Origin of the sequence: Novosphingobium umbonatum (assembly GCF_004005905.1) — a bacterium.
GTDB classification, from domain to species: Bacteria; Pseudomonadota; Alphaproteobacteria; order Sphingomonadales; family Sphingomonadaceae; genus Novosphingobium; species Novosphingobium umbonatum.
In genome coordinates this window covers 113,815-139,628 of the sequence record NZ_SACO01000003.1, presented here as the reverse complement: position 1 = coordinate 139,628, position 25,814 = coordinate 113,815, and the positions used below count along the sequence as shown (strand labels likewise).

General features: G+C 62.0%; 23 protein-coding genes and 1 pseudogene. 15 read left to right on the top strand and 9 right to left on the bottom strand.

The features are described 5' to 3' along the window. Positions 1-2: 2 nt before the first annotated feature. Positions 3-413, top strand: a complete 411-nt coding sequence (locus EOE18_RS05140) for a GFA family protein (protein WP_127706913.1) — start codon at positions 3-5, stop codon at positions 411-413. A 26-nt stretch (positions 414-439) separates the two neighbouring features. Here EOE18_RS05140 and EOE18_RS05135 read toward each other — a convergent pair whose 3' ends face one another. The 3 genes from EOE18_RS05135 to EOE18_RS05125 all read right to left on the bottom strand — a co-directional run bounded on the left by EOE18_RS05135 (position 440) and on the right by EOE18_RS05125 (position 2,992). Continuing rightward, positions 440-1,180, bottom strand: coding sequence for a glutathione S-transferase family protein (locus tag EOE18_RS05135; protein ID WP_127706911.1), 741 nt, complete (start codon positions 1,178-1,180; stop codon positions 440-442). A 79-nt stretch (positions 1,181-1,259) separates the two neighbouring features. Then, complete coding sequence (locus EOE18_RS05130; RefSeq protein ID WP_127707404.1) at positions 1,260-2,459, bottom strand: exo-beta-N-acetylmuramidase NamZ family protein; 1,200 nt, start codon at positions 2,457-2,459, stop codon at positions 1,260-1,262. Between the two features lie 2 nt (positions 2,460-2,461). Further along, the gene (locus tag EOE18_RS05125) at positions 2,462-2,992 is read right to left on the bottom strand and encodes a DOMON-like domain-containing protein (protein ID WP_127706909.1); all 531 of its coding nucleotides are present in this window, start codon (positions 2,990-2,992) and stop codon (positions 2,462-2,464) included. A 79-nt stretch (positions 2,993-3,071) separates the two neighbouring features. Between EOE18_RS05125 and tyrS the strand changes: the two genes are divergently transcribed. From tyrS to EOE18_RS05105, 4 genes are all read left to right on the top strand, one after another. Beyond that, positions 3,072-4,301, top strand: a complete 1,230-nt coding sequence (gene tyrS / locus EOE18_RS05120) for a tyrosine--tRNA ligase (RefSeq protein ID WP_127706907.1) — start codon at positions 3,072-3,074, stop codon at positions 4,299-4,301. A gap of 100 nt (positions 4,302-4,401) precedes the next feature. After that, complete coding sequence (locus tag EOE18_RS05115) at positions 4,402-4,740, top strand: PilZ domain-containing protein (RefSeq protein WP_127706905.1); 339 nt, start codon at positions 4,402-4,404, stop codon at positions 4,738-4,740. A gap of 84 nt (positions 4,741-4,824) precedes the next feature. After that, a complete protein-coding gene (locus EOE18_RS05110) occupies positions 4,825-6,117 on the top strand; it encodes an MFS transporter (RefSeq protein WP_127706903.1) in 1,293 nt (430 codons plus the stop codon). Then, positions 6,110-6,808 carry a dienelactone hydrolase family protein gene (locus tag EOE18_RS05105; protein WP_127706901.1) on the top strand — a complete coding sequence of 233 codons (699 nt, stop codon included), beginning with the start codon at positions 6,110-6,112 and terminating at the stop codon, positions 6,806-6,808. The genes EOE18_RS05110 and EOE18_RS05105 overlap by 8 nt, the downstream gene beginning before the upstream one ends. A gap of 36 nt (positions 6,809-6,844) precedes the next feature. Here EOE18_RS05105 and hisI read toward each other — a convergent pair whose 3' ends face one another. Together hisI and EOE18_RS05095 are read right to left on the bottom strand one after the other, a co-directional pair. Continuing rightward, positions 6,845-7,219, bottom strand: coding sequence for a phosphoribosyl-AMP cyclohydrolase (gene hisI, locus EOE18_RS05100; protein WP_127706899.1), 375 nt, complete (start codon positions 7,217-7,219; stop codon positions 6,845-6,847). Between the two features lie 350 nt (positions 7,220-7,569). Then, positions 7,570-8,298 (bottom strand): ComF family protein, encoded by a 729-nt coding sequence (locus EOE18_RS05095; RefSeq protein WP_127706897.1) that lies wholly within the window; start codon positions 8,296-8,298, stop codon positions 7,570-7,572. Positions 8,299-8,384: 86 nt separating this feature from the next. Here EOE18_RS05095 and EOE18_RS05090 point away from each other — a divergent pair, with 86 nt between their 5' ends. Beyond that, a complete protein-coding gene (locus EOE18_RS05090) occupies positions 8,385-9,164 on the top strand; it encodes a class I SAM-dependent methyltransferase (RefSeq protein WP_127706895.1) in 780 nt (259 codons plus the stop codon). A gap of 144 nt (positions 9,165-9,308) precedes the next feature. Here EOE18_RS05090 and ppdK read toward each other — a convergent pair whose 3' ends face one another. Genes ppdK through EOE18_RS05075 form a run of 3 tightly spaced genes read right to left on the bottom strand, consistent with a single transcriptional unit; the run spans position 9,309 to position 14,999 of the window. Continuing rightward, on the bottom strand, positions 9,309-11,972 hold the full coding sequence (gene ppdK, locus EOE18_RS05085) for a pyruvate, phosphate dikinase (protein ID WP_127706893.1): 2,664 nt from the start codon (positions 11,970-11,972) through the stop codon (positions 9,309-9,311). Positions 11,973-12,021: 49 nt separating this feature from the next. Continuing rightward, positions 12,022-14,076 (bottom strand): glycine--tRNA ligase subunit beta, encoded by a 2,055-nt coding sequence (gene glyS / locus EOE18_RS05080; protein ID WP_127706891.1) that lies wholly within the window; start codon positions 14,074-14,076, stop codon positions 12,022-12,024. Further along, on the bottom strand, positions 14,073-14,999 hold the full coding sequence (locus EOE18_RS05075) for a glycine--tRNA ligase subunit alpha (protein ID WP_127706889.1): 927 nt from the start codon (positions 14,997-14,999) through the stop codon (positions 14,073-14,075). The genes glyS and EOE18_RS05075 overlap by 4 nt, the downstream gene beginning before the upstream one ends. Positions 15,000-15,173: 174 nt before the next feature. Between EOE18_RS05075 and EOE18_RS05070 the strand changes: the two genes are divergently transcribed. The 8 genes and pseudogenes from EOE18_RS05070 to EOE18_RS05035 all read left to right on the top strand — a co-directional run bounded on the left by EOE18_RS05070 (position 15,174) and on the right by EOE18_RS05035 (position 22,551). Beyond that, on the top strand, positions 15,174-16,091 hold the full coding sequence (locus tag EOE18_RS05070) for a TraB/GumN family protein (protein ID WP_127706887.1): 918 nt from the start codon (positions 15,174-15,176) through the stop codon (positions 16,089-16,091). Then, positions 16,091-16,951 carry a TraB/GumN family protein gene (locus EOE18_RS05065; RefSeq protein WP_127706885.1) on the top strand — a complete coding sequence of 287 codons (861 nt, stop codon included), beginning with the start codon at positions 16,091-16,093 and terminating at the stop codon, positions 16,949-16,951. Before EOE18_RS05070 ends, EOE18_RS05065 begins: the two co-directional genes overlap by 1 nt. Before the next feature lie 120 nt (positions 16,952-17,071). Beyond that, positions 17,072-17,359 (top strand): annotated as a pseudogene (gene rplY, locus EOE18_RS05060) (50S ribosomal protein L25); the annotation flags it as partial. Between the two features lie 121 nt (positions 17,360-17,480). Next, positions 17,481-18,050, top strand: coding sequence for an aminoacyl-tRNA hydrolase (gene pth, locus EOE18_RS05055; RefSeq protein WP_127706881.1), 570 nt, complete (start codon positions 17,481-17,483; stop codon positions 18,048-18,050). Between the two features lie 111 nt (positions 18,051-18,161). Continuing rightward, positions 18,162-19,328, top strand: a complete 1,167-nt coding sequence (locus EOE18_RS05050) for a PEP-CTERM sorting domain-containing protein (RefSeq protein WP_127706879.1) — start codon at positions 18,162-18,164, stop codon at positions 19,326-19,328. Between the two features lie 160 nt (positions 19,329-19,488). After that, positions 19,489-20,589 (top strand): redox-regulated ATPase YchF, encoded by a 1,101-nt coding sequence (ychF, locus tag EOE18_RS05045; RefSeq protein ID WP_127706877.1) that lies wholly within the window; start codon positions 19,489-19,491, stop codon positions 20,587-20,589. 34 nt (positions 20,590-20,623) lie between these two features. Further along, positions 20,624-21,859 carry an alkaline phosphatase family protein gene (locus EOE18_RS05040; RefSeq protein ID WP_127706875.1) on the top strand — a complete coding sequence of 412 codons (1,236 nt, stop codon included), beginning with the start codon at positions 20,624-20,626 and terminating at the stop codon, positions 21,857-21,859. Positions 21,860-21,930: 71 nt separating this feature from the next. Further along, positions 21,931-22,551, top strand: a complete 621-nt coding sequence (locus EOE18_RS05035) for a DUF2490 domain-containing protein (RefSeq protein ID WP_164852665.1) — start codon at positions 21,931-21,933, stop codon at positions 22,549-22,551. Here the strand turns inward: EOE18_RS05035 and mutL are convergent, their stop codons facing one another. Beyond that, entirely contained in the window at positions 22,552-24,387 is a 1,836-nt protein-coding gene (gene mutL / locus EOE18_RS05030; RefSeq protein ID WP_127707402.1) for a DNA mismatch repair endonuclease MutL, read from the bottom strand. It lies immediately after the preceding gene. Positions 24,388-24,702: 315 nt separating this feature from the next. On the opposite strand from mutL, the gene EOE18_RS05025 reads away from it, so the two are divergent. Then, positions 24,703-25,749: a rod shape-determining protein gene (locus EOE18_RS05025; RefSeq protein WP_127706871.1), complete on the top strand. Its 1,047-nt coding sequence runs from the start codon at positions 24,703-24,705 to the stop codon at positions 25,747-25,749. Positions 25,750-25,814: the final 65 nt, after the last annotated feature.

Sequence of the window (25,814 nt, the reverse complement as noted above, 5' to 3'; positions counted from 1 at the left end):
TAATGCCCCATACCGGACAATGCCTTTGCGGCGCGGTGAAACTGACGCTCTCGGGTGATCCTCTGGCCGCGCGCATGTGCTGGTGCCGCGATTGCCAGCGTTTGGCCAGCGGTTCGGCCACGGTCAACGCCCTGTTCCCTGCAGAGGCAGTGGAGGTTACCGGCGATCTGACCCTGCACCACAAGACCGCCGACAGCGGCAACACGGTCGAACGCGCTTTCTGTAGCGCATGCGGCAGCCATGTGTTCAGCCGCCCGCTGGTAACGCCCCCTGCCCCCTATCGCATTCGCGCAGGCGTGTTGGACAATCCCGAAATTGCCAAGCCAAGCGGCATCATCTGGGCCGATAGCGCGCCAAGCTGGGCCGTGTTTGACCCCAGCCTGCCGCGCCATCCCAAAGCGCCGCCCGCCTGAAAAGGCCAAGCGGCGCTTTCACGGTCTCAATCCTGAGGGCGCAGCTTTTCCATCGGCACTTCGGCAAACATCTTCTTCACCGCTGGCCGCTCGTTAATCTGGGCGGTCCAGCGCAGAAGATGCGGCGTATCCGCTTCATTTACCAGCTCGGCAAAACCGTAATGCATGCCATTGGCGATGGCGAAATTGCAGATGTCGGCCAAAGAGAACATGCCACCCGCCAACCACTCATTGTCGGCCAGATGATCGTTAAGTCGCTTCACCGAGAAAGCAATCTTGCGCATTTCCTCGTCCAGCATGTCCTGCGGAAAACCTTCACGCGCGCGGCGCCATTTGACCTTTTGCTCCACCACGGGAATGGCGGCCACCTTGGCTTCAAACTCCTCGTCGGACAAAGCCTTGACCATATTGCCGACATAGCGGTGCCAGCCAATGGTCGACACGCACCAGCAGAAATATTCATCCACCCATTTGGTCCAGATGCGCATTTGCGCGCGGCCATAGGAATCGGCAGGGCGTAAAGCCACAGCGCTGGGGTGTTCGTCTTCCAGATATTCGCAGATCACCGTGCTTTCGGTGATGACCTTGTCGCCATCGACCAAGGCGGGCACTTGCCCACGCGGGTTGATCGCCTTGAACCAGTCCGAATGGTGCTCGAACGTGGCGGGGTTCAACCGGTGCCCTTCAAACGCCGTGCCCTTTTCATAGAGCGTGAGCAGCGGCTTCATCGAATTGGCAGCGGGGCCGAAAGAATAGAGTTTGAGCATACCTGTCCCATCCATTTTGCTTTGGATGGGACCATAGATATTGTCAGCAAGGCATACAAGTGGTGGCGTTTATACCCGCTTAATAAAGCAGGAATTCGCGCCTTTCCTCGGCCCAAGCCGCTTCGTCGGGCATGGCCAACGCGTCCAGATCGCCCGCCTCGCTGGCGGCATCGTCCACCCATAGGCGCAGGTCCGGCCCGCCATTGATCACGTCAATCGCCAGGCGCTCGAACTCATATTCATAGGGGAAGTCGCGCCAGAGGGGATAATCGGGATAAAGCTGGCGAAACGCCTTGAAAGCAAGGGATTGCAAACGCCACGGGCGGAAAGCCTCGTGGTTGTAGAAACTGCCCTCGGCATGGATCATCAAGGCACTGCACAAGGCGCCGGCATGTTTGTGGAAGGTCGGCGTGAACCAGCATTCGCGCAGGGCGCAGCCCTCCATCCATTGCGGGGCAAAGCGTTGCATCTGCTCCAGCACCGCCTTGGCATCCACATCGGGCGCGCCAAATAGCACTTCGAGCGGGCGGGTCGTGCCGCGCCCTTCGGACAGGGTGGCCCCTTCCAGCATCACTGTGCCCGCATAGGCGCGCGCCATATTCACATTGGCAGCGTTCGGGCTGGGGTTGACCCAGATGCGGCTTTCCGGCCAGCCAAAACCGGCGCCTTCCGGTTGCCAGCCTTCCATGGTGATCACGCGGTAATCCACGTCCAGCTTGAAGTGATGGATGAACCACTGGCCCATTTCCCCCAGCGTCAGACCATGGCGCATCGGCATGGGGCCAGCACCGACAAAACTTTCTTCGCCCTTGCGCAAGGTCAATCCTTCGATCGGGCGACCGGCGGGGTTGGGGCGATCGAGCACCCACACCGCTTTGCCGGTGCCATGGGCGGCTTCCAGCAGGTAAAGCAGAGTTGTGACAAAGGTATAGATACGGCAGCCAAGGTCCTGAAGATCAAACAGGAATACATCCGCCGTGTCCATCATCGCCGCTGTCGGGCGACGCACTTGCCCATAAAGGCTGAACACCGGAATGCCGAGACGGGCATCCAACTCGTCCTCGGTCTCGACCATATTGTCCTGCTTGTCACCCTTCAGCCCGTGCTGGGGCCCAAAGGCGCTGGTCAGGCGAATGCCGTCACAGGCGGCCAAAGCATCCAGCCCATGTACCAGTCCCGCCGTCACCGAGGCGGGATGGGCAACCAGAGAGACGCGCTTGCCTTCCAAAGGCTTGCGCAGGGCGGGATCGGCCAGCAGGCGGTCAAGTCCGTTCAACATCGTCATGGGGCCTCTGCTGACGCAATCGACAGGGTGAAGCAAGAGCGCAGATGAAAATCAGGCTTAACACCATGCGCCAAGGCCCAATAGGACAGCACGCCGCCCTCCTCCTCGATCACTGCCGTCAACCCTGCCACCCGCGCCCCTTCCAGCACGACCGATGGCAGGCGCACATGGGCCAGAACGTCCTCACCTTGCCGCTCCACGCTTACTTGCGGGGCCTGCGCCATCGGCCAATCGCCCGCAGAGTCGCGGTAATCGTGGAAGCCATAGGCCGCCCATTGGCTGGAGGGGGAGAAATTGAACTCGCTATAGGCCGTGCCCGACAGGCCGAGAAACATTTCAAAACAGGTTGTTTTCCATAGCCCATCCGTCCGCGCCGCAGGCTGCGTCTTGGGCAAAACCAGATGCTGCGCCCCCTGCACGCGATAGGTCAGCCGCAAGGCGCTATCCTCTTGCGCCCAGCCCACCGACAGGCCCCGAACAGATTTGGCAGGAGTGGCAGGATGACAATTCAGCGAGAAAGTTCCCAAAGCGCATTCTCCGTGCTAGGCGGCGGCTCGATCACATCAGAAGATCCCCTTTACAGGCGGATTTTCAAAAGAGGCAACCATGACCGAATATAAGTCCGATCTGCTGCGCCTGCTGTCCGAGCGGGGCCATATCCATCAGTTGACCGATGCCGAAGGGCTGGACGCTCTGGCGCAAAAGGAAATTGTGGTGGCCTATAATGGCTATGACGCCACCGCGGCCAGCCTGCATGTGGGCAATCTGGCCTCGGTGATGCTGCTGCGCCGCTTGCAACAGGCAGGCCACCGCCCCGTGGCCCTGATGGGTGGCGGCACCACCAAGGTGGGCGACCCCAGCGGCAAGGACGAAAGCCGCAAGATGATCACGCAGGAGGTGATCACCAGCAATATTGCCGGTATCCGCAAGGTGTTTGACCGCCTGCTGCGTTTCGACGACAGCCCCACCGGCGCGATCATGGTCAATAATGACGATTGGCTCAGCGAGTTGGGCTATATCGACCTGTTGCGCAATGTCGGCCCGCATTTCACGGTCAATCGCATGCTGACCTTTGATTCGGTCAAGCTGCGTCTGGACCGCGAGCAGCCGCTGACCTTCCTTGAATTCAACTACATGATCCTGCAGGCCTATGACTTCCGCGAATTGGCGCTGAACCATGGCGTGCGCCTGCAATTGGGCGGGTCGGATCAATGGGGCAATATCATCAACGGCATCGAACTGACGCGCCGTATGAATGGAATCGAACTGTTCGGCCTGACCACCCCACTGTTGACCACGGCGGACGGGGCCAAGATGGGCAAGAGCGTCAATGGCGCGGTCTGGCTCAATGAAGAGCTGCTGCCCCATTATGATTTCTGGCAATTCTGGCGCAACACCGACGACCGCGATGTTGGCCGCTTCCTTAAAATCTTCACCGACCTGCCGTTAGATGAAATTGCGCGGCTTGAAGCCTTGCAGGGCAGCGAGATCAATGCCGCCAAGGTGGTGTTGGCCAATGAGGTGACCAAGCTGGTGCGCGGTCCCGAAGCGGCCGAAGCCGCCGAAGCCACCGCCAAGGCCACCTTCGCCGGTGGCGGAGTCGGGGCTGATCTGCCGGTGTGGGACGTGCCCGCAGAGGGCGCGACGATCATCGACGCGCTGGTGGGAATCGGATTCGCGGCAAGCCGTGGCGAGGCAAAAAGATTGATTGCTGGCGGGGGCGCCAAATTGAACGGGGAATCGGTAACGGATGAAGCCCATGCTATCACATTGACTTCGGGGGAAATCCGTATTTCCTCGGGCAAGAAAAAGCATGGCGTGCTGAAGCCGGCATAAATTTGCCGTCAGGGCGGCAGAGGATTGCCGTCTTTACCGTTTATTGTGCATTCCTGCGTAAACTCCTCGGTGTTCAGTTGGATGGCGAGGAGTTTTGCACATGGCCCATGGCGCGCAATTGTCGGTAACCGACTTGCGGCGTTCGGCGCGTCATCCGGTCAATTATCGGGTGCTGGCCGAACACCGCCGTCTTGGCGAATTTGAATTGCAGATTGCCAATGTCTCGGCCCATGGATTCATGGCGGCGGGGGAATTGGAACTGGGCCGTGGAGAACGCCTGACGGTGCGCCTGCCGGTGGCGGGGCGGATCGAGGCGCATCTGATCTGGAACACGGGTGAACGCGCCGGTTTTCAATTCGAACGCATCATCCGTCTGGATGATTTCAACGCCATGATGGCCGCGATGCAGCCCAACCCGCGCCTGCGCCGCGAACGTTGATCGCGCGCCCGACTATCGGGCAATCATCGAGATATAAGCAGTCCTTGCTTGGCATTTGGCGCGTCCGATGCCACAGGGCTGCTTGTGACTTACACGCAAGACAGCACCGCTTCACGGCTTGAGCCTAGCTCGCCGCTCCAGATCGCCGATTTCCGCCGCTTCTGGTTTTCCCGCTTTGCATCCTGGTTTGCCACCAGCGGCATGGTGGTGATCATTGGCTATCAGCTGTATGATCTGGCCCGCCAATCCTATGGCATGAGCATCAAGGAAGCCTCGCTGATGCTGGGCGTGCTGGGCTTTGTGCAATTTGTGCCGATGTTCCTGTTGACGCCAGTGGCGGGCGTGGTGGCGGATCGGTTCGACCGGCGCAAGGTGGGCGGTCTGGCGGTGGCGGTCGATGGCTTGATCGCGCTGGTGCTGGCGCTGGCGACCTCGATGCATGCTTTGTCCTTGCCGCTGTTGCTGGGGCTGGGTGTGGCGCATGGGGCGACCAAAGTGTTCATCGGCCCCGCCGTTGGCGCCATCGCGCCGATGATTGTGCCAGCCCCTTTGCTGCCCCGTGCGATTGCGATGAACTCCATGGCGATGCAGGCAGGCACGATTATCGGGCCAGCGGCGGCGGGTCTGCTGTTCGGTTGGTATGCGCCCAGCTTTTACGCAATGGCGGCGGGTTTGCTCGGCTTGTCTGTGTTCAACCTGCAACGCATTCGCCCCCTGCCCGCCCATGCTGCCAATAAGGAGGCGCATCCGTTTCGCCTATTGGCCGATGGTTTCCGCTTTGTGCGGGGCAATCCCTTCCTGCTCGGCTGCATCACGCTGGACCTTTTCGCGGTGCTGCTAGGCGGCGCTACCGCTCTGCTGCCGGTCTATGCGCGCGATATCCTGCATGTTGGGGCCACCGGTCTTGGCCAGATGCGCGCCGCCCCTGCCATTGGCGCAGCGGTGGTGGGCTTGGTGCTGTCATGGAAGCCCCTGCGCCGCAATGTCGGCGTGGTGATGCTGGGGTCGGTGGTGCTGTTCGGGCTGGCCACGGCGGGCTTTGGCATTTCGCGCAATTACACACTCTCGCTGGTTCTGCTCGCCGTTTTGGGCGGGGCGGATATGGTCAGCATGTTTGTGCGCGGCAGCCTGATCCAGTTGCATACGCCCAATTCCATGCGCGGACGGGTGCAGGCGATTTCGGGTCTGGCGATTGGCGCATCCAATGAATTGGGCGAGATGGAATCGGGCCTTGCCGCCACTTTGCTGGGCGCAACCGGAGCGGTGGTGTTCGGCGGATTAGGCGCGGTGGCGGTCACCTTGCTATGGGCGGTGCTGTTCCCCTCGATCCGCAAGGCCAAGAGTTTTGATGTCAAACAGGATGAAGCCAATGCTTGAACGTCTTGATTATAAAGATGGTGATACCGCGCTAACCGGTTGGCTGGCCCGCCCGCAGGGCACGCCCCGCGCCGCCATTCTGATCTGGCCCACCATTGCCAATGTCGGCCCCGCGATCGAGGCCCGCGCCGCCGCTCTGGCCGAGCAGGGCTATCTGGCGCTGATCGGCGATTTTTATGGCGCGCCTGTGGCCAGCTTTGAAGCAGCCTCCCCCATGGCCGGAACCTTGCGCGCCGATTGGGACGCCTATCGCGCCCGCTTGCGCGCAGCGCTGGCCGCGCTTGCAGCGTTGCCGGAAGCGGCGGGTCTGAAGCTGGGCGTGATCGGCTATTGCATGGGCGGTCAGGCCGCATTGGAACTGGCGCGTGATGGGGCGGACATTGCCGCCGCCGTCAGCTTCCATGGCGTGTTCGGCACCCAGCAGCCTGCCAAGGAAGGCGCGGTCAAGGCCCGCATTCTGGTGCTGCATGGCGATGCCGACCCGCTGGCCACCCGCGAAAACGTGGCGGGTCTGTGGGAGGAACTGGATGCCGCCGGTGCCGATTGGCACTTCCATTCTTACGCCCGCGTGCGCCACGGCTTTACCGACAAGGGCAGCGACGAGCGCGGCAAGGCCTTCCTCGGCTATAATGCCAGCGCCGATCGCCAGAGCTGGGCCGCCATGCTCAGCTTCTTTGACGAGATCTTCTGATCAGTCGGGGGCGCTGTTCCGGCGCCCCCTCTTCTTTTACGCTTCGATCCGTTCCAGCCCTGTGTCCGTCACGCGGCGGTAGAAACAGCTCTGCGCGCCTGTGTGGCAAGCAGGGCCTTGCGGCTCGCAGATCATGACCAGAGCGTCCTGATCGCAATCCACGCGCATTTCCTGCACTTTCAGGAAATGGCCCGAAGTCTCCCCCTTCAGCCACAATTTGCCACGGCTGCGCGAATGGAAATGGGCAAGGCCGGTTTCCCGCGTCTTGGCCAGAGCCTGCGCGTCCATAAAGGCGACCATCAAAATTTCGCGCGAGGCCGAATCAACCGCGATGGCGGTGATCAAACCCTTGTCGTCAAAACGGGGCAAAAACTGCGAGCCGTTCTCAACTTCTGCACTGACATTGGCCATTTTCTGCCCTTTTCTCTCGATTATGCCCATCACTGGGCCAAAGCTGTTGCCCGATAACCACAAGTGAGCACCAAAATCCACAGCTCCCCTTATACGTGCTTTATCTTTCCGCAAATTCGGTGAAACAAAGGTGTCACGGTCTTGAGGGAGACCGGAAGCAACCGTTCAGCGCGATGCGCCATGGTTCAGGGAAAGATCTTGCCACCTTTCGGGGAAGGCAGGGAAATGATGTGAGGGTTCGAGTGTGGTAGTCCAGGGTGGCCGTACAGGGGCGACCACCTGACGCGAAAGCGCCGCTCAAAATCGTTTCGTCACGTGGGCGCCCGGAGAGCAATCTCCGGGCGCTTTTTTTACGCCAAGGTGCCGCCGTCGACGCGGGCGAAACAGGCCACCACCACTTCGGCGACACCGGCGCTATGCAGCGCATGGATACAGGCATCGGTCGTGGCGCCGCTGGTCAATACGTCATCGACCAATAACACCCGCGCCCCTTGCAAGGCCTTGGCTCGCCTCGGATGCACGCCAATAACGCCTGTCATCACGCGGGCACGTTCCTCCGCCCCCAGACCGCCCAGTTTGCGCGTAGGGCGCAGGCGGTGGAGGCCGTCCACCAAGGCAGACGCGCCGATCTGTTGGGCCAGTTCCCGCGCCAACAAGGCTGACTGGTTGAAACCCCGCCCCCATAGCCGCCAGCGGTGCAGCGGCACCGGCACCAGCAGCCAGCCTTCACCCACGCCGCGCGCCTTGGCCCGCGCCGCCATCATGCGTCCCATCAAACGGGCCAAAGCCACCTTGCGCCCATATTTGAACGCTATCACCATCCGGCGGGACGTATCATTATACAGCGTCGCCGCCGCCACCCCCTTATGCAGCGGCGGCTTTTCCACACAGGGCGCGCAGAGCATATGTTCCGCGTGGTGGCTCTTCGCCTCGCTGGGCAAGGGGCGTTGGCATAATTGGCAAGCCGGTTCCCCTGGCAGCGCAAGGCTGGACCAGCAGGCGGCACATAGCCCCTCTCCCATGGCCAGCGCCGCGCCGCAAAGCGCGCATCGCGGGGGGAAGATCAAGTCCAGCGGCATGGTATCAGTGTATCCACTTATAACCTGTCCGCAAGGGTGGGATTGGGGACTTGCCCCCGCCCGCACTTCGCGGCAGACAGCGCCGCATGAACCAGCCTGCTACCCCTCCCCGCATTTTCGCCCCGCATCGCCGCCTTGCCGCCCGTCGTCGCGCATGGGCCTTGCAAAGCCGTCCTGATGCAGCGCGCTATGTGCTTGAGGATATGGTAGAGGACGTGCTGGAGCGTATCGATTTTCTGCGCGTGGAGCCCAAGACCGCCTTGGTGGTGGGGGACTGGACCGGATCTCTGGCCATGGCTTTGCGGGCGCGGGGGATCGAGGTGACTTGCGCCGATCCGGCGGCTTTGGGCGATGCCCTGAGGCTGGAGGAAGAGCAGCCCTATCTGGTCCGTGGTTTTGACCTGATCGCCTCGCTCGGCACGTTGGACACGGTGAATGACCTGCCGGGTGCCTTGATCCACCTGAGGCAGGCGTTGAACAGCGGTGGCTTGCTGATCGCCAGCCTGATGGCGGCGGGATCTTTGCCTGCGCTGCGCGAAATTATGCAGGCGGCCGATGGCGAGCGTTCCTATGCGCGGATGCATCCCATGGTGGATGTTCGGGCGGGCGCGCAATTGCTGCAAAGGGCGGGACTGGCCAATCCGGTGGCCGATGGGCGCGACATCAAGGTGCGCTATCGCAGCCTGACCGGCCTTCTGGGTGATGTGCGTGCGCAGGCCTTGGGCGGCGTTCTGACGCAGCAAGGCGCGGCGGTGGACAAGGCTGGCTGGGCCAGAGCATTGGCCGCGTTCGACGCCAAGCGGGACGACGAGGGCAAAGTGACGGAGAGCTTTGAGGTCTTGACCTTGAGTGGCTGGCGTCCCTAGCGCCGCAGGCCTTAAAAAACCACGACGCTCAACGTAATACGCGTTTAAGTTAACCCTTCGACGGAAGACGAAACGGGGTTGTAAGGGGCCACCGGCCCCTTACCCGCCGGAGGCACCTCGCGAGCGAGGCCCCCCAACGATAGATCACCCCAAAGCCGCCTGAGCCGCAGCCAGACGCGCAATCGGCACGCGGAAAGGCGAGGCCGAGACATAATCCAGCCCGACCTTTTCACAGAAAGCGATCGAGGCAGGATCGCCCCCATGCTCGCCGCAAATGCCCAGCTTGATGTCAGGCAGCGTCTTGCGGCCACGTTCAGCGGCCAGTTCGACCAGCTGCCCCACGCCTTCGATATCAAGGCTGACGAAAGGATCGCGGGCGTAAATGCCCTGCTCGACGTAGGCCGACAGGAAACGCGCCGCATCATCGCGCGACACGCCCAGCGTGGTCTGCGTCAGATCGTTGGTGCCGAAGGAGAAGAAGCGCGCTTCCTCCGCAATTTCACCCGCCATCAGCGCCGCACGCGGCAATTCGATCATCGTGCCGACCAGATAATCCAGCACCTTGCCCTTTTCGGCAAAGACTTCAGCGGCGGTCTTGTCCACCAGCGCCTTCAGGATCGACAGTTCCTTCTTGGTTGCCACCAAGGGGATCATCACTTCGGGCACAACCGCTTCACCGCTGGCCAAAGCCACATCGCAAGCCGCTTCAAAAATGGCGCGGGCCTGCATTTCGTAGATTTCGGGGAAGGTGATGCCCAGACGGCAACCGCGATGGCCCAGCATCGGGTTGAACTCGTGCAATTCGCCTGCGCGACGCTTCAGAGTTTCCACGCCAATGCCGATGGCGGCTGACAATTCGGCAAATTCGGCATCGCTATGCGGCAGGAATTCATGCAGCGGCGGATCGAGCAGGCGGATCGTAACCGGCAGGCCAGCCATGATTTCAAAGATGGCGTGGAAGTCGGCGCGCTGTTCGGGCAGCAGCTTGGCCAGAGCGGCGCGGCGGCCCTCGCCATCTTCGGCCAGGATCATCTGGCGCACGGCGGAAATGCGGCCCGCGTCAAAGAACATATGCTCCGTGCGGCACAGACCGATGCCTTCCGCGCCAAAGCTGCGCGCGGTGCGGCAATCCTCGGGCGTTTCGGCATTGGTGCGCACTTTCATGCGGCGATGCTGGTCGGCCCAGACCATCAGAGTGCCAAAGTCACCCACCAGCTCGGGCTGGATGGTTGGCACAGCGCCCAGCATGATGTCGCCGGTGGCGCCATCCAGCGTGATGATATCGCCTTCCTTCAGCTCGCGATTGCCGATCTTCAGCGTGCGATCAGCAGCGTTGATCGACACCGCGCTGGCACCCGAAACGCAGGGACGGCCCATGCCACGCGCCACCACGGCGGCGTGGCTGGTCATCCCGCCACGGGCGGTCAGAATGCCGCGTGCCGCATGCATGCCATGGATGTCTTCGGGGCTGGTTTCCACGCGGACCAGAATGACCGCATCGCCGCGTTCGGCGCGGGTCTGGGCGGTTTCGGCGTCCAGCACGATCGCGCCCGAGGCAGCACCGGGGGAAGCCGGCAGGCCCTTGCCCAGATAGTCACGCGGCGCCTTGGGGTCCAGCGTGGGGTGCAGCAACTGGTCCAGCGCCATCGGATCGACGCGCTTGATCGCCGTGGCTTCATCGATCAGCCCTTCGGCCACCATGTCCACCGCCATTTTCAGCGCCGCCTTGGCCGTGCGCTTGCCCGAACGGGTTTGCAGCATGAACAGCTTGTTGCGTTCAACCGTGAACTCGATGTCCTGCATGTCCTTATAATGCTTTTCCAGCAATTCGAACACAGCGGCCAGTTCGGTGTAAGCTTCGGGCATGGCTTCTTCCATGCTCAACGGCTTGGCACCGGCGCGTTCCCGCGCGAATTTGGTCAGATATTGCGGGGTGCGGATGCCCGCCACCACGTCTTCGCCCTGCGCATTGACCAGCCATTCGCCATAATAGGTCTTTTCGCCGGTGGCAGGGTCGCGGGTGAAGGCCACGCCGGTGGCGCTGGTGTCGCCCATATTGCCGAACACCATGGCCTGCACGTTGACGGCCGTGCCCCAGTCGCCCGGAATGTCGTTCAGGCGGCGATAGACCTTGGCGCGGTCGCTTTCCCAGCTGTCAAACACGGCGCCAATGGCCCCCCACAGCTGTTCATGCACATCCTGCGGGAAGGGACGGCCCAGCTCGCGCTCGGCAATCACCTTATACTGGCCGACCAGCGCCTGCCAATGTTCGGCTTCCAGTTCAATATCGTTGTAGAAGCCATTGTCTTCCTTCACCATTTCCAGCGCATCTTCGAACAGGTGATGGTCAATGCCAAGCACCACGTCGGAATACATCTGGATAAAGCGGCGATAGGAATCCCATGCGAAACGCGGGTTGCCCGAACCTTCGGCCAGACCCAGCACGGTCTGGTCATTCAGGCCAAGGTTGAGCACCGTATCCATCATGCCCGGCATGGAAACGCGCGCGCCAGAGCGCACCGAAACCAGCAGCGGATTGGCCACATCGCCGAACTTGCGGCCCGTGGTGCCTTCGATATGCGCGACGCCGGCAGCCACACCGGCGCGCAAGGCATCGTCAAATGATTTGCCATTGGCGTTATAAAAAGCGCAAACTTCCGTCGAGATCGTAAAGCCCGGGGGGACCGGCAGGCCGATGGCTGCCATTTCGGCCAGATTGGCACCCTTGCCGCCGACAACAGTCTTGTCGCGCGCGCGCGGATCGGACGATGTGGCATCGCCCCCGAACTGGAATACGTATGCGCTCATTTTGACAATGATCCTCGTAAAGCGAATCGATGGCTGATTCGCTTTACGCCTAGCCCTCGATACGCGAGAAGTCAGCCACTTTGTGCACTGCAGCGCGCAGTTCGGACAAAAGTGTTAGACGCGCCGAACGGATGTCGGAATTGTCAGCGTTGACAATGACATCGGTAAAGAACGCATCCACCGCCCCGCGCAAAGTGGCCAGAGCCGCCATCGCGCCGGTGAAGTCCTCCGCCGCCACAGCCGCCTCTGCCTTGGGCGCGGCCTGCGCCAGAGCGGCGATCAGCGCGGCTTCGGCCGGATCGGGGTTCGGGTTACTCTTGCCCTCGTCCCAGCCCTTCTTTTCCTCGGCCTTCAGGATGTTGGCCGCACGCTTGTAACCGGCGAGGAGGTTTACCCCGTCCTCGGTCTGCACAAAGGCCTGCAACGCATGGACGCGGGCGAGCAGGCGGACGAGGTCATCCTCACCACCCAGCGCGAACACCGCGTCGATCAGGTCGTGGCGGACACCTGCTTCCTTCTGCTGGACCTTGAGGCGGTCGGCGAAGAAGGTGAGGAGGTCTTGCCCGACATTCTCAACCGCCACGCCTTGATTACGATACAATTGGGCCGCTGCGTCGAACAGGGGCACCAGATTGAGGCGCAGGCCGTTTTCGGTGATCAAGCGGATAACGCCCAAGGCAGCGCGCCGCAGCGCAAACGGATCTTTTGAACCGGTCGGCTTTAGGTCAGCGCCAAAGAAGCCAACCAGCGCGTCCACCTTGTCGATCAAGGCGGTCAGGATCGCGGCACCTTCGGTCGGCAATTCATCCGACTGGCCAGCGGGCTTATAATGATCACGAATGGCAGCCACCACCGGCACAGGCATGCCCTCAGCGGCGGCATAATACCCCCCCATCAAACCCTGTAGTTCGGGGAACTCACCCACCATTTCCGTTACGAGGTCAGCCTTCAGAATGGCTGCCGCCTGGCGCGCATGCTCCGTACTGCCTGCCAGCGCACCCTGGAAATCGCCAGCCAGAGCCACGAAACGTTCCTGACGCTGCGCCACGGTGCCCAGCTTTTCATGGAACGTAATCCGCTCCAGCTTCTTGGCCTGATCCGACAGGGACACCTTGCGGTCCTGCTGCCAGAAGAAGCGCGCATCGCTCAAACGCGCGGCCAGCACCTTGCGGTTACCCGCCACAATGCCTTCGCCGCCATCGCTGGCCGCGATATTGGCGGTGCAGATGAAAGCATTGGCCAGAGCGCCCGAGGCATCGCGGCAAATGAAATATTTCTGGTTAATACGCGCAGTTAGCTGGATAGTCTCAGGCGGAACCTCAAGAAATTCCTCCTCAAACCGCCCCAGCAAAGGCACCGGCCATTCGGTCAGGCCGGCGTTTTCCACCACCAGACCTTCATCCTCTACCAGCACCAGCCCAGCGTCTGCCGCTGCCTTGGCCGCACCGCTGCGGATGATGCCCTGACGTTCCTCATGATCCACCAGCACATAGGCCTGACGCAATTGCGCGGCATAGGTCTCGGCGCTTTCAATCGCCACCGCGCCGGTGGAATGGAAACGATGACCCACCGTCTCACGCCCCGAAATGATCCCGCCAACCTCGCAATCGACCACCGCGCCATCCAGCAGCGCCACAATGCCCTGCAAAGGACGCACCCAGCGCAGGCTCTCGCTCGACAGCGAAGCCGCGCCCCAGCGCTGGCTCTTGGGCCAGCTAAAACCGCGCACGATGGCGGGGATCGCTTCGGCCAGCACTTCTGCCGTGGCGCGGCCGGGCTTTTCGGTGATGGCGAACAACACGCCATCCCGTTCCACCAATTGCTCACGCGTCAGGCCGGTCTTGCGCAGAAAGCCTGCCAGCGCCTGTTCGGGCGCGGAAGCCTTGGGGCCTTTCACTTCCTCGCTCACCGCTTCGGTCGCCAGCGGCAGGCCGGTGGCGATCAGGGCCAGACGGCGCGGCGTGGACCACACCTGCAAGCCCCCCAACGTCACACCAGCAGCGTTCAACGCATTACGGAACAGCTTTTCCAGCTCGCCACGGGCAGCGGCCTGCATGCGCGCGGGGATTTCCTCGCTGCGCAGTTCAAGAAGAAAGGTGCTCACTTGCTCCACCCCGGAAACTTTGCGGCCCATTCGGCCTCGTTCTTGTTGATCCACGCCTCGCAGGCGCCCTTGGCCAGATCGCGCACGCGGCCAATGTAGCTGGCGCGCTCCTGCACCGAAATCACCCCGCGCGCTTGCAACAGGTTGAACAGGTGGCTGGCTTCGATGGCCTGATCATAGGCGGCCAAAGGAACGCCCGCTTCGATACAGCGCATGGCTTCCTTTTCGGCATGCTGGAAACCGAGGAACAATTGCTCGGTATCGGCCACCTCGAAGTTATACTTCGACATTTCCTGCTCGTTCTTCAGGAAAACATCGCCGTAGGAAACGCCTTCATTGTTGAAGCGCAGGTCGTAAACGCGGTCCACACCCTGAATATACATGGCCAGACGCTCCAGCCCGTAGGTCAGTTCACCCGCCACCGGCTTGCAGTCGAACCCGCCCACCTGCTGGAAATAGGTGAATTGCGTGACTTCCATGCCATCGCACCACACTTCCCAGCCAAGGCCCCATGCGCCAAGCGTCGGGCTTTCCCAGTCATCCTCGACAAAGCGGATGTCATGGGCCAGCAGGTCCACGCCAATCGCGGCCAGAGATTGCAGGTAAAGCTCCTGCAGATTGGCCGGACTGGGCTTCAGGATCACCTGATACTGGTAATAATGCTGGAGCCGGTTCGGGTTCTCGCCATAGCGGCCGTCGGTGGGGCGGCGGCTGGGCTGGACATAGGCGGCTTTCCAGCTTTCCGGACCCAGCGCGCGCAAGGTGGTGGCGGGGTGGAACGTACCCGCGCCCATGCGCATGTCATAAGGTTGCAGGATCAGACAGCCGTGCTTGCTCCAAAAGGCATGGAGCGTGAGGATCATGTCCTGAAAGCTGAGAGGCAGTTTGCTCTCTGGCGCGGAGTTAAGTGCTGGGTCGCTCATAATGGCCAGCCTTTGGCCGATGGCGCGTGAAGGGTCAATGGGGGTTTGGCGGCGCAGGGGCGGGCAATGGGCGCGGGCATGTTTTTTTTCACCACATGTTCATGCGGCGCGGGCATGGTCCTTTGCGTAAAGCCCCCATCGACAGCCCCCGCCCAATCGCTATAGGCAGCGCCCATGCAAAAATTCCGCAAAATCATTTCCGGCCTCGCTTTAGGCCTGTCGCTGGTCACGCTGCCCGCCTTGGCCGCGACGCAGCGCGTGCCCACAGCCCAGCCCGTCAAGCTGCAAAGCATTGCCCACCCTGCCCTGTGGCAGGTGCAAAAGGGCGCCACCACGATCTATCTGTTCGGCACGGTCCACGCCCTGCCCGCTGATGTGGTCTGGCTGGATGGCAAGCTGGAGCAGGCCTTCAACCGTTCCGATGCGCTGGTGACCGAGATCGCCGACCAGAACCCCGAGGAAATGCGCAACCAGTTGCTGGCCAAGGCACTGCTGCCGCAAGGGGGCAATCTGCGCGATAGCCTGCCTCCCAAAACCCGCTTCGCGCTGGAGAAGGCGCTGACCGGCATTGGCGAGCCAGTTTCCCGACTTGATCCTTTCCGCCCGTGGTATGCGGCGGTGGCCTTGTCCACTCTGCCGCTGATAAAGGCTGGCTATGACCCCGAACAGGGCGTGGACACCAAGCTGGGCGCTCTGGCCAAGGCGCGCGGGCAGAAGCGCGAGGCGCTGGAAACGGCGGCCTATCAATTCGGTCTGTTCGACGGCCTGCCCCTGCCGCTGCAAAAAAGTTATTTGCAGGAAGTGGCGGTGGGCGCGCCCAAAATTACCGGCGAATTGGCAGCGATGATTGCTGCATGGAAGGCTGGCGATGCGGCCAAACTCGCCCGCCTGATGAATGCGGAGGAAAGCGATCCGCGTCTGGCCGAAGTGCTACTCTATCAACGCAACCGCGCATGGGCGCAGTGGATCAAGGCGCATCTGGATCAACCGGGCACTTTGTTTGTGGCGGTGGGCGCAGGCCATCTGGCGGGCAAAGGCAGCCTTCAGGAGCAACTGCGCAAACTGGGCGTCACGGTCAAGCGCGTGCAATAATGCGCAAAAGCTGGCTGGCCGGACTGGGTTTGCTGTCAGGCTTGGGCGCCTTGGCGCTGTGGCTTTACACCAGCCCTGCACCCGTTCACCCCGCCCTGTGGCAAGTGGAAGGCCCGCAGGGGCAAAAGGGTTGGCTGTTCGGCACGATCCACGCCCTGCCCCGCGCGGTAGACTGGCGGCGCGGGCCGGTGGAGCAGGCTTGGCAGCAGGCCGATAGCGTGGTGGTGGAAATTGCCGCGCTCAATGACAGCAGCGCCACCGCCAAGGCTTTCGAAAGCCTCGCCCATACACCCGCCCTGCCCCCGCTGGATCAGCGCCTGCCCGAAACGATGCACCCCGCTTTGGCCAAAGCGCTATCTGGCCGCAGCCCTACAGAATTCACCGACACCGAAAGTTGGGCCGCGGCGCTGATGCTGGCCCGCGATGCCGCCAGTGGCGACCCCGCCCATGGCATAGACCGCGCCATATTGAGCGCACCCCAAGGCAAGACCGTGGTCGAACTGGAAGGCGCCATGGGCCAGCTATCCCTGTTCGACCGCCTGCCCGAAAGCGCCCAACGCCGCCTATTGGCCGAGGCCATCAATGCCGCCCCCGATGATGGCAGCACCTTGGCCAAGGCATGGAGCGAAGGCAATGTCGATGCCTTGGCGCAGGAGACAAAGCGCGGCATGCTGGCCGATCCGGTGCTGCGGCAAGCATTGTTCGTGGGCCGCAATCAGGCATGGGCGGCCAAGATCGAAGCCATGTTGCGCGCTGGCAAGCATCCTTTCGTCGCCGTTGGCGCGGCGCATATGGCGGGCGAACAGGGCCTGCCCGCCATGCTGGCCGCGCAAGGGTATAAGGTGAAGCGGGTCCAATAGGCCCCAACCGCCTTGCATTTTCCCGCCAAGCGCTATAAGGGCGGCCGCTCCCCGTCATGGTCATCCCTGGAGGCGTGGCGGGCGATTGTGATTTTCCAGAGTTTTCGAAAGGCAAGTATCATGAGCAATTTTAGCCTGCCGGCCGAGACGCGCGCGAAGACTGGCAAGGGAGCCAGCCGTGCCCTGCGTCGTGAAGGCCGTGTTCCTGTCGTGGTTTACGGTGGCAATGCCGAACCGGTTGCCGCTCACGTGGAAGAAAAGGAACTGGTGCGTCTGCTGAACACCGGCAACTTCTTCGACGGCGAAGTGGAAATCGTGGTGGACGGCGCCGCTGTAAAGACCGTGGCCAAGGACGTTGCGGTTCACCCCGTGACCGACCGTCCGGAACACGTGGACTTCCTGCGCGTTTAATGCGGTTGATGGCGGCCTGAAACGGCGGCCATAAGGAAAAGGCGGGAAAGATGGCGCTGGTTCGCCGCTCTTTCCCGCCTTTCGTTTTGCGCGATGATATTCAAGGCACGAGGCAAAGATGCAATTGTGGGTAGGGCTGGGCAATCCGGGCGAGCAATATAAGCTGAACCGCCACAATGTAGGCTTTCTGGCCTGCGATGCCATTGCCGACGCCTATCGCTTTGGCCCCGTGCAAAAAAAGTTTCAGGGCTGGGTGCAGGATGGAAGGATTGGCGGCATACGCATCATCCTGCTCAAACCCGCCACCTTCATGAACGAGAGCGGGCGCGCCGTCTCCGAGGCTTTGCGCTTCTTCAAACTGGACCTGACCGCGCTGACCGTGTTCCATGACGAACTGGATCTGGCGCCGATGAAGGTGAAGGTGAAGCAGGGCGGCGGCATTGCGGGACATAATGGCCTGCGATCCATCAACCAGCATCTGGGGCCCGATTTCCGCCGCATCCGTCTGGGCATTGGTCATCCCGGGCACAAGGACCGCGTGACCGGCCATGTGCTGGGCAATTATGCCAAGTCGGAACTGGACCCGTTGACCGATATGTTGACCGCCGTGGCGGCCGAGGCCGAATGGCTGGCCAAGGGCGATGATGTGCGCTTTATGAGCGATGTGGCCCGCCGCCTCAACGACTGAAAAGTTTATGCTTAACCCTGTTTCAACACCTGTTGCCCCATAGCTGAGGCTGGATACGCCTATCGCCCAAATGGGCCATGGCAGGCTTTGGAAACTAAGGTGTTACGGGGCATGAAGCAGAACTGGCTTCTGATGGGCGTTTGTGCGGGCAGCATGGTGATGGCTGTGCTGGGCTGGACGCGGCAGGCGGATTGCAATTGCCCCAAGAACCTGACCGTTCTGGCCAAACCCGTCATCAAAGCCAAGAGCGGCGGTTCCAGCACAGGATCAAGCACGAGCACCAGCACGGGCGGCTTTGGTCCACGCGATCGCGGCACACCGCCGGTTTACAGCAGCACGGGCAGCAGCAGTACCGGCGGGCGCGCCGTTTCCACCACCACAAGCACGACGACTGGCAGTACTAGCAGCACAGGCGGTTCGAGCAGTTTCGGCCCGCACAAGACCGGAACGACCTCTGGCTCTGGCGGATCGAGCACCACAACCACCGGCGGCCATTCGGCCAACACCAGCGGCATGTTCGATGGCGGTACCTCTACATCGACCACCACCACGGGCGGCCAAGGCAGCAGCGGCGGACGCGGGGGAAGCAGCACCGGAGGTAGTTCCGGCGTGGGCGGCTCGGGCAGCACTTCGGGGGCGACTGGGTCTGGCGGCTCGACCACCTCAACTGGAAGCAGCACCGGATCGACGACGACAACGACCAGCGGCGGGACCAGCACTACGACGGGCGGAACGACAACCGGCAGTTCGACCACGACGGGCAGCACGTCCACAACCGGCGGAAATGCGGGCAGTTCTACGTCCGGTGGCAGCACATCGGGCGGGACAACGACAACGACCGGCGGCTCCTCGACAAGCACCACCACCGCCGGCAGCAGCAGCTTTGGCCCCCGCGACCCAAGCTCTGGCAGCACCGGATCGACCACAACCACCACAACGGGCGGCTCGACCACGACCGGTGGAACAACCAGCACAGGCTCGACCACGACCGGTGGAACAACCAGCACAGGCTCGACCACAACCGGCGGCTCCAGCAGTTCGACCAGCAGCACATCGGGCTGGTTCGACTGGAGCAGTTCTTCTTCCTCGTCCTCCTCATCCTCTTCCGGCTCCACCGAAGTGCCGGAACCGGGCACTTTGGGTCTGATGGGGGCAGGCGTGGCGGGATTGGCTTTCGCCCGTGCACGCCGTCGTAAAAACACGCCCCTTGCACCGGCAGAACCGAAAACACCCTCCCAAACGCCTGATGCCGAAAGCGACATGACCTCGCCCGACTGAGCCCCCATCCCGCCCTGACGCCGTAAAAAAGCGTCGGGGGGATAAAAAACCCATTCCCACTTTTCGCCCCTATGCTTTATGGGGCGCCGATTGAGGCGGCGCATCTTGGCCGCAAAGGCGCTGGCCCGGTCCGCGCCTTACTGGATCCGGAGTAGAGAAAATGGGTTTTCGTTGCGGTATTGTCGGCCTGCCTAATGTCGGCAAATCCACCCTGTTCAACGCGCTGACCGAAACGCAGGCGGCACAGGCGGCGAATTATCCCTTCTGCACCATCGAACCCAATGTGGGCAATGTGGGCGTGCCCGATCCGCGTCTGGACAAGCTGGCCGAGATTGCCGGCAGCCAGAAGATCATCCCCACCCAGCTGGGCTTTGTCGACATTGCCGGTCTGGTGCGCGGCGCGTCCAAGGGCGAAGGTCTGGGCAACCAGTTCCTTGGCAACATCCGCGAAGTGGACGCCATTGTCCATGTGCTGCGCTGTTTTGAAAATGACGACATCCAGCATGTCGACAACCGCGTAGACCCCATCTCGGACGCTGAAACGGTGGAAACCGAATTGATGCTGTCCGATCTGGAAAGCCTGGAAAAGCGCGTGCCGGCCGCGCAGAAGAAAGCCACGCAGGGCGACAAGGAAGCCAAGATCACCGCGTCTGTGCTGGGTCAGGCGCTGGAATTGCTGCGCGAAGGCAAGCCCGCCCGCTTGACCGAGCCCAAGGACGAGGATGAAGCCCGCGTCTTTGCGCAGGCCCAGTTGCTGACCGCCAAGCCGGTGCTTTACGTTTGCAACGTGGAGGAAGAATCGGCCGCCAATGGCAATGCCTTCTCCGAAAAGGTGTTTGCCAAAGCCAAGGCCGAAGGCGCTACTGCGGTGATCGTCTCCGCCGCGATCGAGGCCGATCTGATCGGTATGGAAGCGGAAGAACGCGCCGAATTCCTGTCCGAACTGGGCCTGAAGGAAACCGGTCTGGCCCGCATCATCCGCGCTGGCTATGATCTGCTGGGCCTGCTCACCTTCTTTACCGTTGGCCCCAAGGAAGCCCGCGCATGGACCGTGGCCAAGGGTTCCAAGGCCCCGCAAGCCGCTGGCGCCATCCACTCCGACTTTGAACGCGGCTTCATCCGTGCCGAAACCATCGCCTATGACGATTATGTCACGCTGGGCGGTGAAGCGGCCTGCCGCGATGCGGGCAAGCTGCGTCAGGAAGGCAAGGAATATGTCACCAAGGATGGCGACGTGTTCCACTTCAAGTTCAATGTCTAAATTCTGAAAAACTGCTCAGGCACAGGTGGCGGTCATGAAAAAGTCTTTCCTTTCCCTGCTCGCCACCTTGCCTTTGGCGCTGTCCGCACCCGCGCTGATGGCAGCGCCTAAAACGCCTGTTGCCGCCGCCCACAACCACGCCGCGCAAAAGCCCGTCACCATCCTGATCTCGATTGACGGTTTCCGCCCCGATTATCTGCAACGCGGCGTCACGCCCAACCTCAACGCTTTGGCGGCCAAGGGCATCAGCGCTTCGATGCGCCCCTCCTTCCCGTCCAAGACCTTTCCAAACCACACCACTTTGGTAACCGGCCTGGTGCCCGACCATAATGGCATTGTGGCCAATTCCATGTTCGACAAGCGCCGGCCGGGCGAAAAGTTCACCATGTCCACCGAGGATGCTTTCTGGTGGGCAGAGAGCGAGCCTGTGTGGATCGCGGCGGAAAAGGCGGGCATCCGCACCGCCACCATGTTCTGGCCCGGCGCCAATGTGGAGCATGACGGGTTGCGCCCGCAGGATTGGCAGCAGTTCAGCCAGAACGTCACCGGCGTTCAGCGCGTCAATGGCGTGCTCGACTGGCTGCGCCGCCCTGCCGCAATCCGGCCCGCCTTTGTCACGCTTTATTTCGACACGGTGGACACGGCGGGGCATGATTTTGGCCCCGATGCCGCCGAAACCACCAAGGCTGTGTCGGATGTGGACGCGCGCATCGGTGATCTGGTGAAAGGCATCAAGGCGCTGGGCCTGACCGCCAATCTGGTGGTGGTGGCTGATCATGGCATGGCGGCGGTGTCGCAGGATCGCACCATATTGCTGCCCTCCTTCCTCAATCCTCAGGATTACACGGTGGTCGAGGATGGCCCCTTTGCCGGCCTGAACCCCGTGGCAGGCCATGAGGCCGCGCTGGAAGCATCCTTGTCCAAAGCGCCAGAGCATGTGCAATGCTGGCCCAAGCGCGCCATCCCCGCCCGTTTCCGCTATGGCAGCAATCCGCGCGTGCCCGAAGTGCTATGTCTGGCCGATAGCGGCTGGGAAGTGCTGCGCGATACACCCAAAAAGCCAGTGAAGGGTGGAACCCATGGTTATGACAATGCCGCGCCCGATATGGCGGCGCTGTTCATCGCCACTGGTCCTGCGTTTAAAGCCAAGGGCCACATCCCCGCTTTTGACAATACCGCCATCGAACCCATGCTGCGCGATGTGTTGGGCCTGCCGCAGGGATCGCCCCGCGACGGGGTGAATACGATCTTTGGCACATTGCCGAAATAGTTTTCCCGCGCCATGGGGCGTGGATGGGTCTGAAAGGTTTTCATTGCCTCACAACTGTCACATCCGGCTGCTTGCTGGCGCTGGGGGGTGCTGCGCCTGCCTATGCCACAGAGGATGAATTGCAGGTCTGGACGGGGGAGACGCTGGTGATGGGCTTGGGACCATCCACCTCCGTTTCCGCCCAATTGGAACAAAGATTCCGGCCAGAGATGAAAAATGGCGACGTGCATATCCTGCGCTTCACCGGCGACCATGCCTTTTCCCCGCATTGGTCGGCCGGCGGCGGTGTGCAATATATGGAAAACCGTCAGGTCGACGAGGCCGACGCCTATCAACAGGTTGAATGGTCCAACCATGGCATTGCCATCCGCGAATGGATCGAGGAGCGCTTCCAGACCGGCGGCAAACCGATTGGCTGGCGCTGGCGGCAAAGGGTGGAATTGTCACGCCCTCTGGACGCCGACCACCAATGGGAGGGCAAGGTTAGCGGCGAGTTCTTCTTTCTGCTCAACCAGATGAGCGCGCGCGAACAAACCGGCCTAACCGGATTTCGCGGCCAGATCACGCTGCGCCATCCGATCAACCATCGGTTTAACCTGCAATTGGCCTATCTGTATAATCGCGCGATCCGCCATCATGCCGAGGATACGGTCAGCCATACCCCCTTTATCGTGTTGACCTACCGAATGTAATCATTTGCGGCCAAACAGCTTTTCAATATCGCCATGGGCCAGCTTCACCCAAGTGGGGCGCCCATGGTTGCACTGGCCCGAACGCGGCGTCACTTCCATCTCGCGCAGCAGAGCGTTCATTTCCGCCACATTGAGCGTCCGCCCCGCCCGCACGCTGCCGTGACAGGCCATGGTGGCCAGCACCAGATCCAGCCTCTCGCCCAGCAAGAGCGAGCTGCCCTCTACGCTTGGCCCATTGAGCGCCAGATCATCGGCCACATCGCGCACCAAGGCCTGCACATCGCCCTTGGCCAGCACGGCAGGCACGCTGCGCACCAGCATGGCGCAGGGGCCGAAACGTTCCAGCGACAGGCCATGGCTGGCCAGCTCCGGCGCAACTTCTTCCAACCGATCACAGGCCGGTTCGTCCAGTTCCACCACTTGCGGCAAGAGCAGAGCCTGCGCCGCCGCCATCTTGTCCCCCGCCCCTGCCGCGCGCAGCCGTTCCAGCACGATGCGTTCATGGGCGGCATGTTGGTCGACGATCACCAGACCATCGCTGGCCTCAGCGATAATATAGGTGTTGGCCACTTGGCCACGGGCAATGCCCAGAGGGTAATCCACCGCATCGGGCGCGGCCTCTTCCGCCATTTCAGCACGGCCCAAAGGAGCCGGATCCATCGGACGCGGGGCAAAGCTCTGCGCCTCATAGGAACGCCAAGCCTCGCTGGCGGACTCGCCCACGCGGTTGGGCGTGTATTGGCGGGCGAACAGGCTTTCCAGACGCGGCTGTGCGGGGGCCATCGGCGCTACAGGTTCGCGCTGCCAATTCCCCATCGCATCGGCGGCGGGGGATTGGGCGGTCTTTTGTCCTGCCGCTTCCAAAGCGTGGCGCAGGCCGGAGACGATAAAGCCACGGATAAAGGCAGGATCGCGAAAACGCACCTCGGTTTTGGCGGGATGGACATTCACGTCCACCTCGTCGGGCGGCACATCCAGAAACAGCGCCAGCACCGCATGGCGGTCCCGCGCCAACATCTCGGCATAGGCGCCGCGCACCGCGCCGACCAGCAAGCGATCCTTCACCGGCCTGCCGTTTACGAACAAATATTGATGGTCCGCCACGCCGCGGTTGAAGGTCGGCAGGCCCGCAACGCCGGTCAATCGGGCCGGACCACGCTCCAGATCAATCACCACGCCATCATCGGCCAGTTCACGCGCAACGATCCGCGCCACGCGCTGGGGAGCCGTCTCCCCCGACTGTACCGCCAGCACACGCCGCCCGTCCTGTTCCAGCACAAAGCCCACATCGGGCCGCGCCATGGCAAGCCGCCGCACCACATCGAGGCAGGCGGCATATTCGCTCCGCCCCGAACGCAGGAATTTGCGGCGGGCGGGCACTTTGCCGAACAGATCCTCGACCCTGATCCGCGTGCCGGGGGGCAGAGCCGCAGGCGCATCGCCCACCACCTCGCCATGGTCCACCACGCGGCGCCAGCCCTCGGCGCTGTCGCGGGTGCGGCTTTCGATGGTCATGCGAGCCACGCTGGCGATGGAGGGCAAGGCCTCTCCGCGAAAGCCCAAAGTCGTCACCAATTCGATCGCTTCATCGGGCAATTTGGAGGTGGCATGGCGTTCCAGCGCCAGCGCCATCTGCTCCGGCCCCATGCCGCAGCCGTCATCGGTCACTTCAATCCCGTCGAGTCCTCCATCCGTCAGGCGGATAGTGATCTGGCTGGCGCCCGCATCGATGGCGTTTTCTACCAATTCTTTCAAAGCGGAAGCAGGGCGCTCCACCACCTCGCCAGCGGCGATGCGGTTGACCAGATTTTCGGGCAGGCGGCGGATGATCGGCAACATGGGCGTCTCTATAAACCACTCCGCCGCCAGTGCAGCGCCCCTCACCCGCCTCTGCCCCATGATATCCCCGATTATTCGCGCATAATTCTTAGGGGTTTTCCGTCATTCCGGATGCAAATGCCGCAAGCCTGCGCCATGGTGCGACCACAAGGGCGCGATTCGCGATAAAGTGATGGTGCATTGCGGCACAAGGGCAACAATCCTTTGGCCTTTGCGGCAGCGTTGCGTTAAGGGGGCCGCCTGCCCATGCAATTTCCAGCCTGACCATGCCTTCCTGCGGATGCTATGTCGGGCAAAGCTACGGAACCATCGATGTCGTCCTATCTCTCGCGTTTCTTCAAGTTCGGTTCGCAAAACATGGCCATCGACCTCGGTACGGCCAACACGCTGGTCTATGTGCAGGACCGCGGCATTGTGCTGAACGAGCCTTCGGTGGTGGCCATTGAAACGATCAATGGCAACAAGACCGTCAAGGCTGTGGGCGATGATGCCAAGATGATGATGGGCAAGACGCCCGACAGCATCGAAGCGATCCGCCCTCTGCGCGATGGCGTGATTGCCGATATCGAAATCGCCGAAGAAATGATCAAGCACTTTATCCGCAAGGTGCATGGCAAGCGCAGCCTGTTCCGCTATCCTGAAATCGTGATCTGCGTACCCTCGGGCAGCACCAGCGTGGAACGCCGCGCGATTCGCGATGCGGCCAGCAATGCCGGTGCCAGCCAGGTGTTCCTGATTCTGGAACCCATGGCCGCAGCCATCGGCGCCGATATGCCCGTTACCGAGCCGGTGGGTTCGATGGTGGTGGACATTGGTGGCGGCACGACCGAAGTGGCGGTGCTGTCTCTGCGCGGTCTGGCCTACACGACTTCGGTGCGTGTGGGTGGTGACAAGATGGACGAAGCCATCGTTTCCTATGTCCGCCGTCATCACAATCTGCTGATCGGCGAAGCCACGGCGGAACGGATCAAGAAGGATTACGGCATTGCCATGGTGCCCGCCGATGGCGTGGGCGAAACGATCCATCTGAAGGGTCGCGATCTGGTCAATGGCGTGCCCAAGGAAATCACCATCACGCAGGCCAATGTGGCCGAAGCCCTGTCCGAACCGATCAGCGCCATCATCGAAGGTGTGCGCATCGCGCTGGAGAACACGGCGCCCGAACTGGCGGCGGACATTGTTGATCAGGGCATCGTGCTGACCGGCGGCGGCGCGCTGATCAAGGGTCTGGACGAATATTTGCGTGAAGAAACCGGCCTGCCGGTCAGCATCGCCGAAGATCCGCTGTCCTGCGTGGCGTTGGGCACGGGGCGCGCGATGGAAGATCCGGTCTATCGCGGCGTGTTGATGACGGCCTAACTCGGTTTGCTGCGGGGGTTTTGCGCCCCGCACAGACATCGGAATGTGACGACATGCTCCCGCCG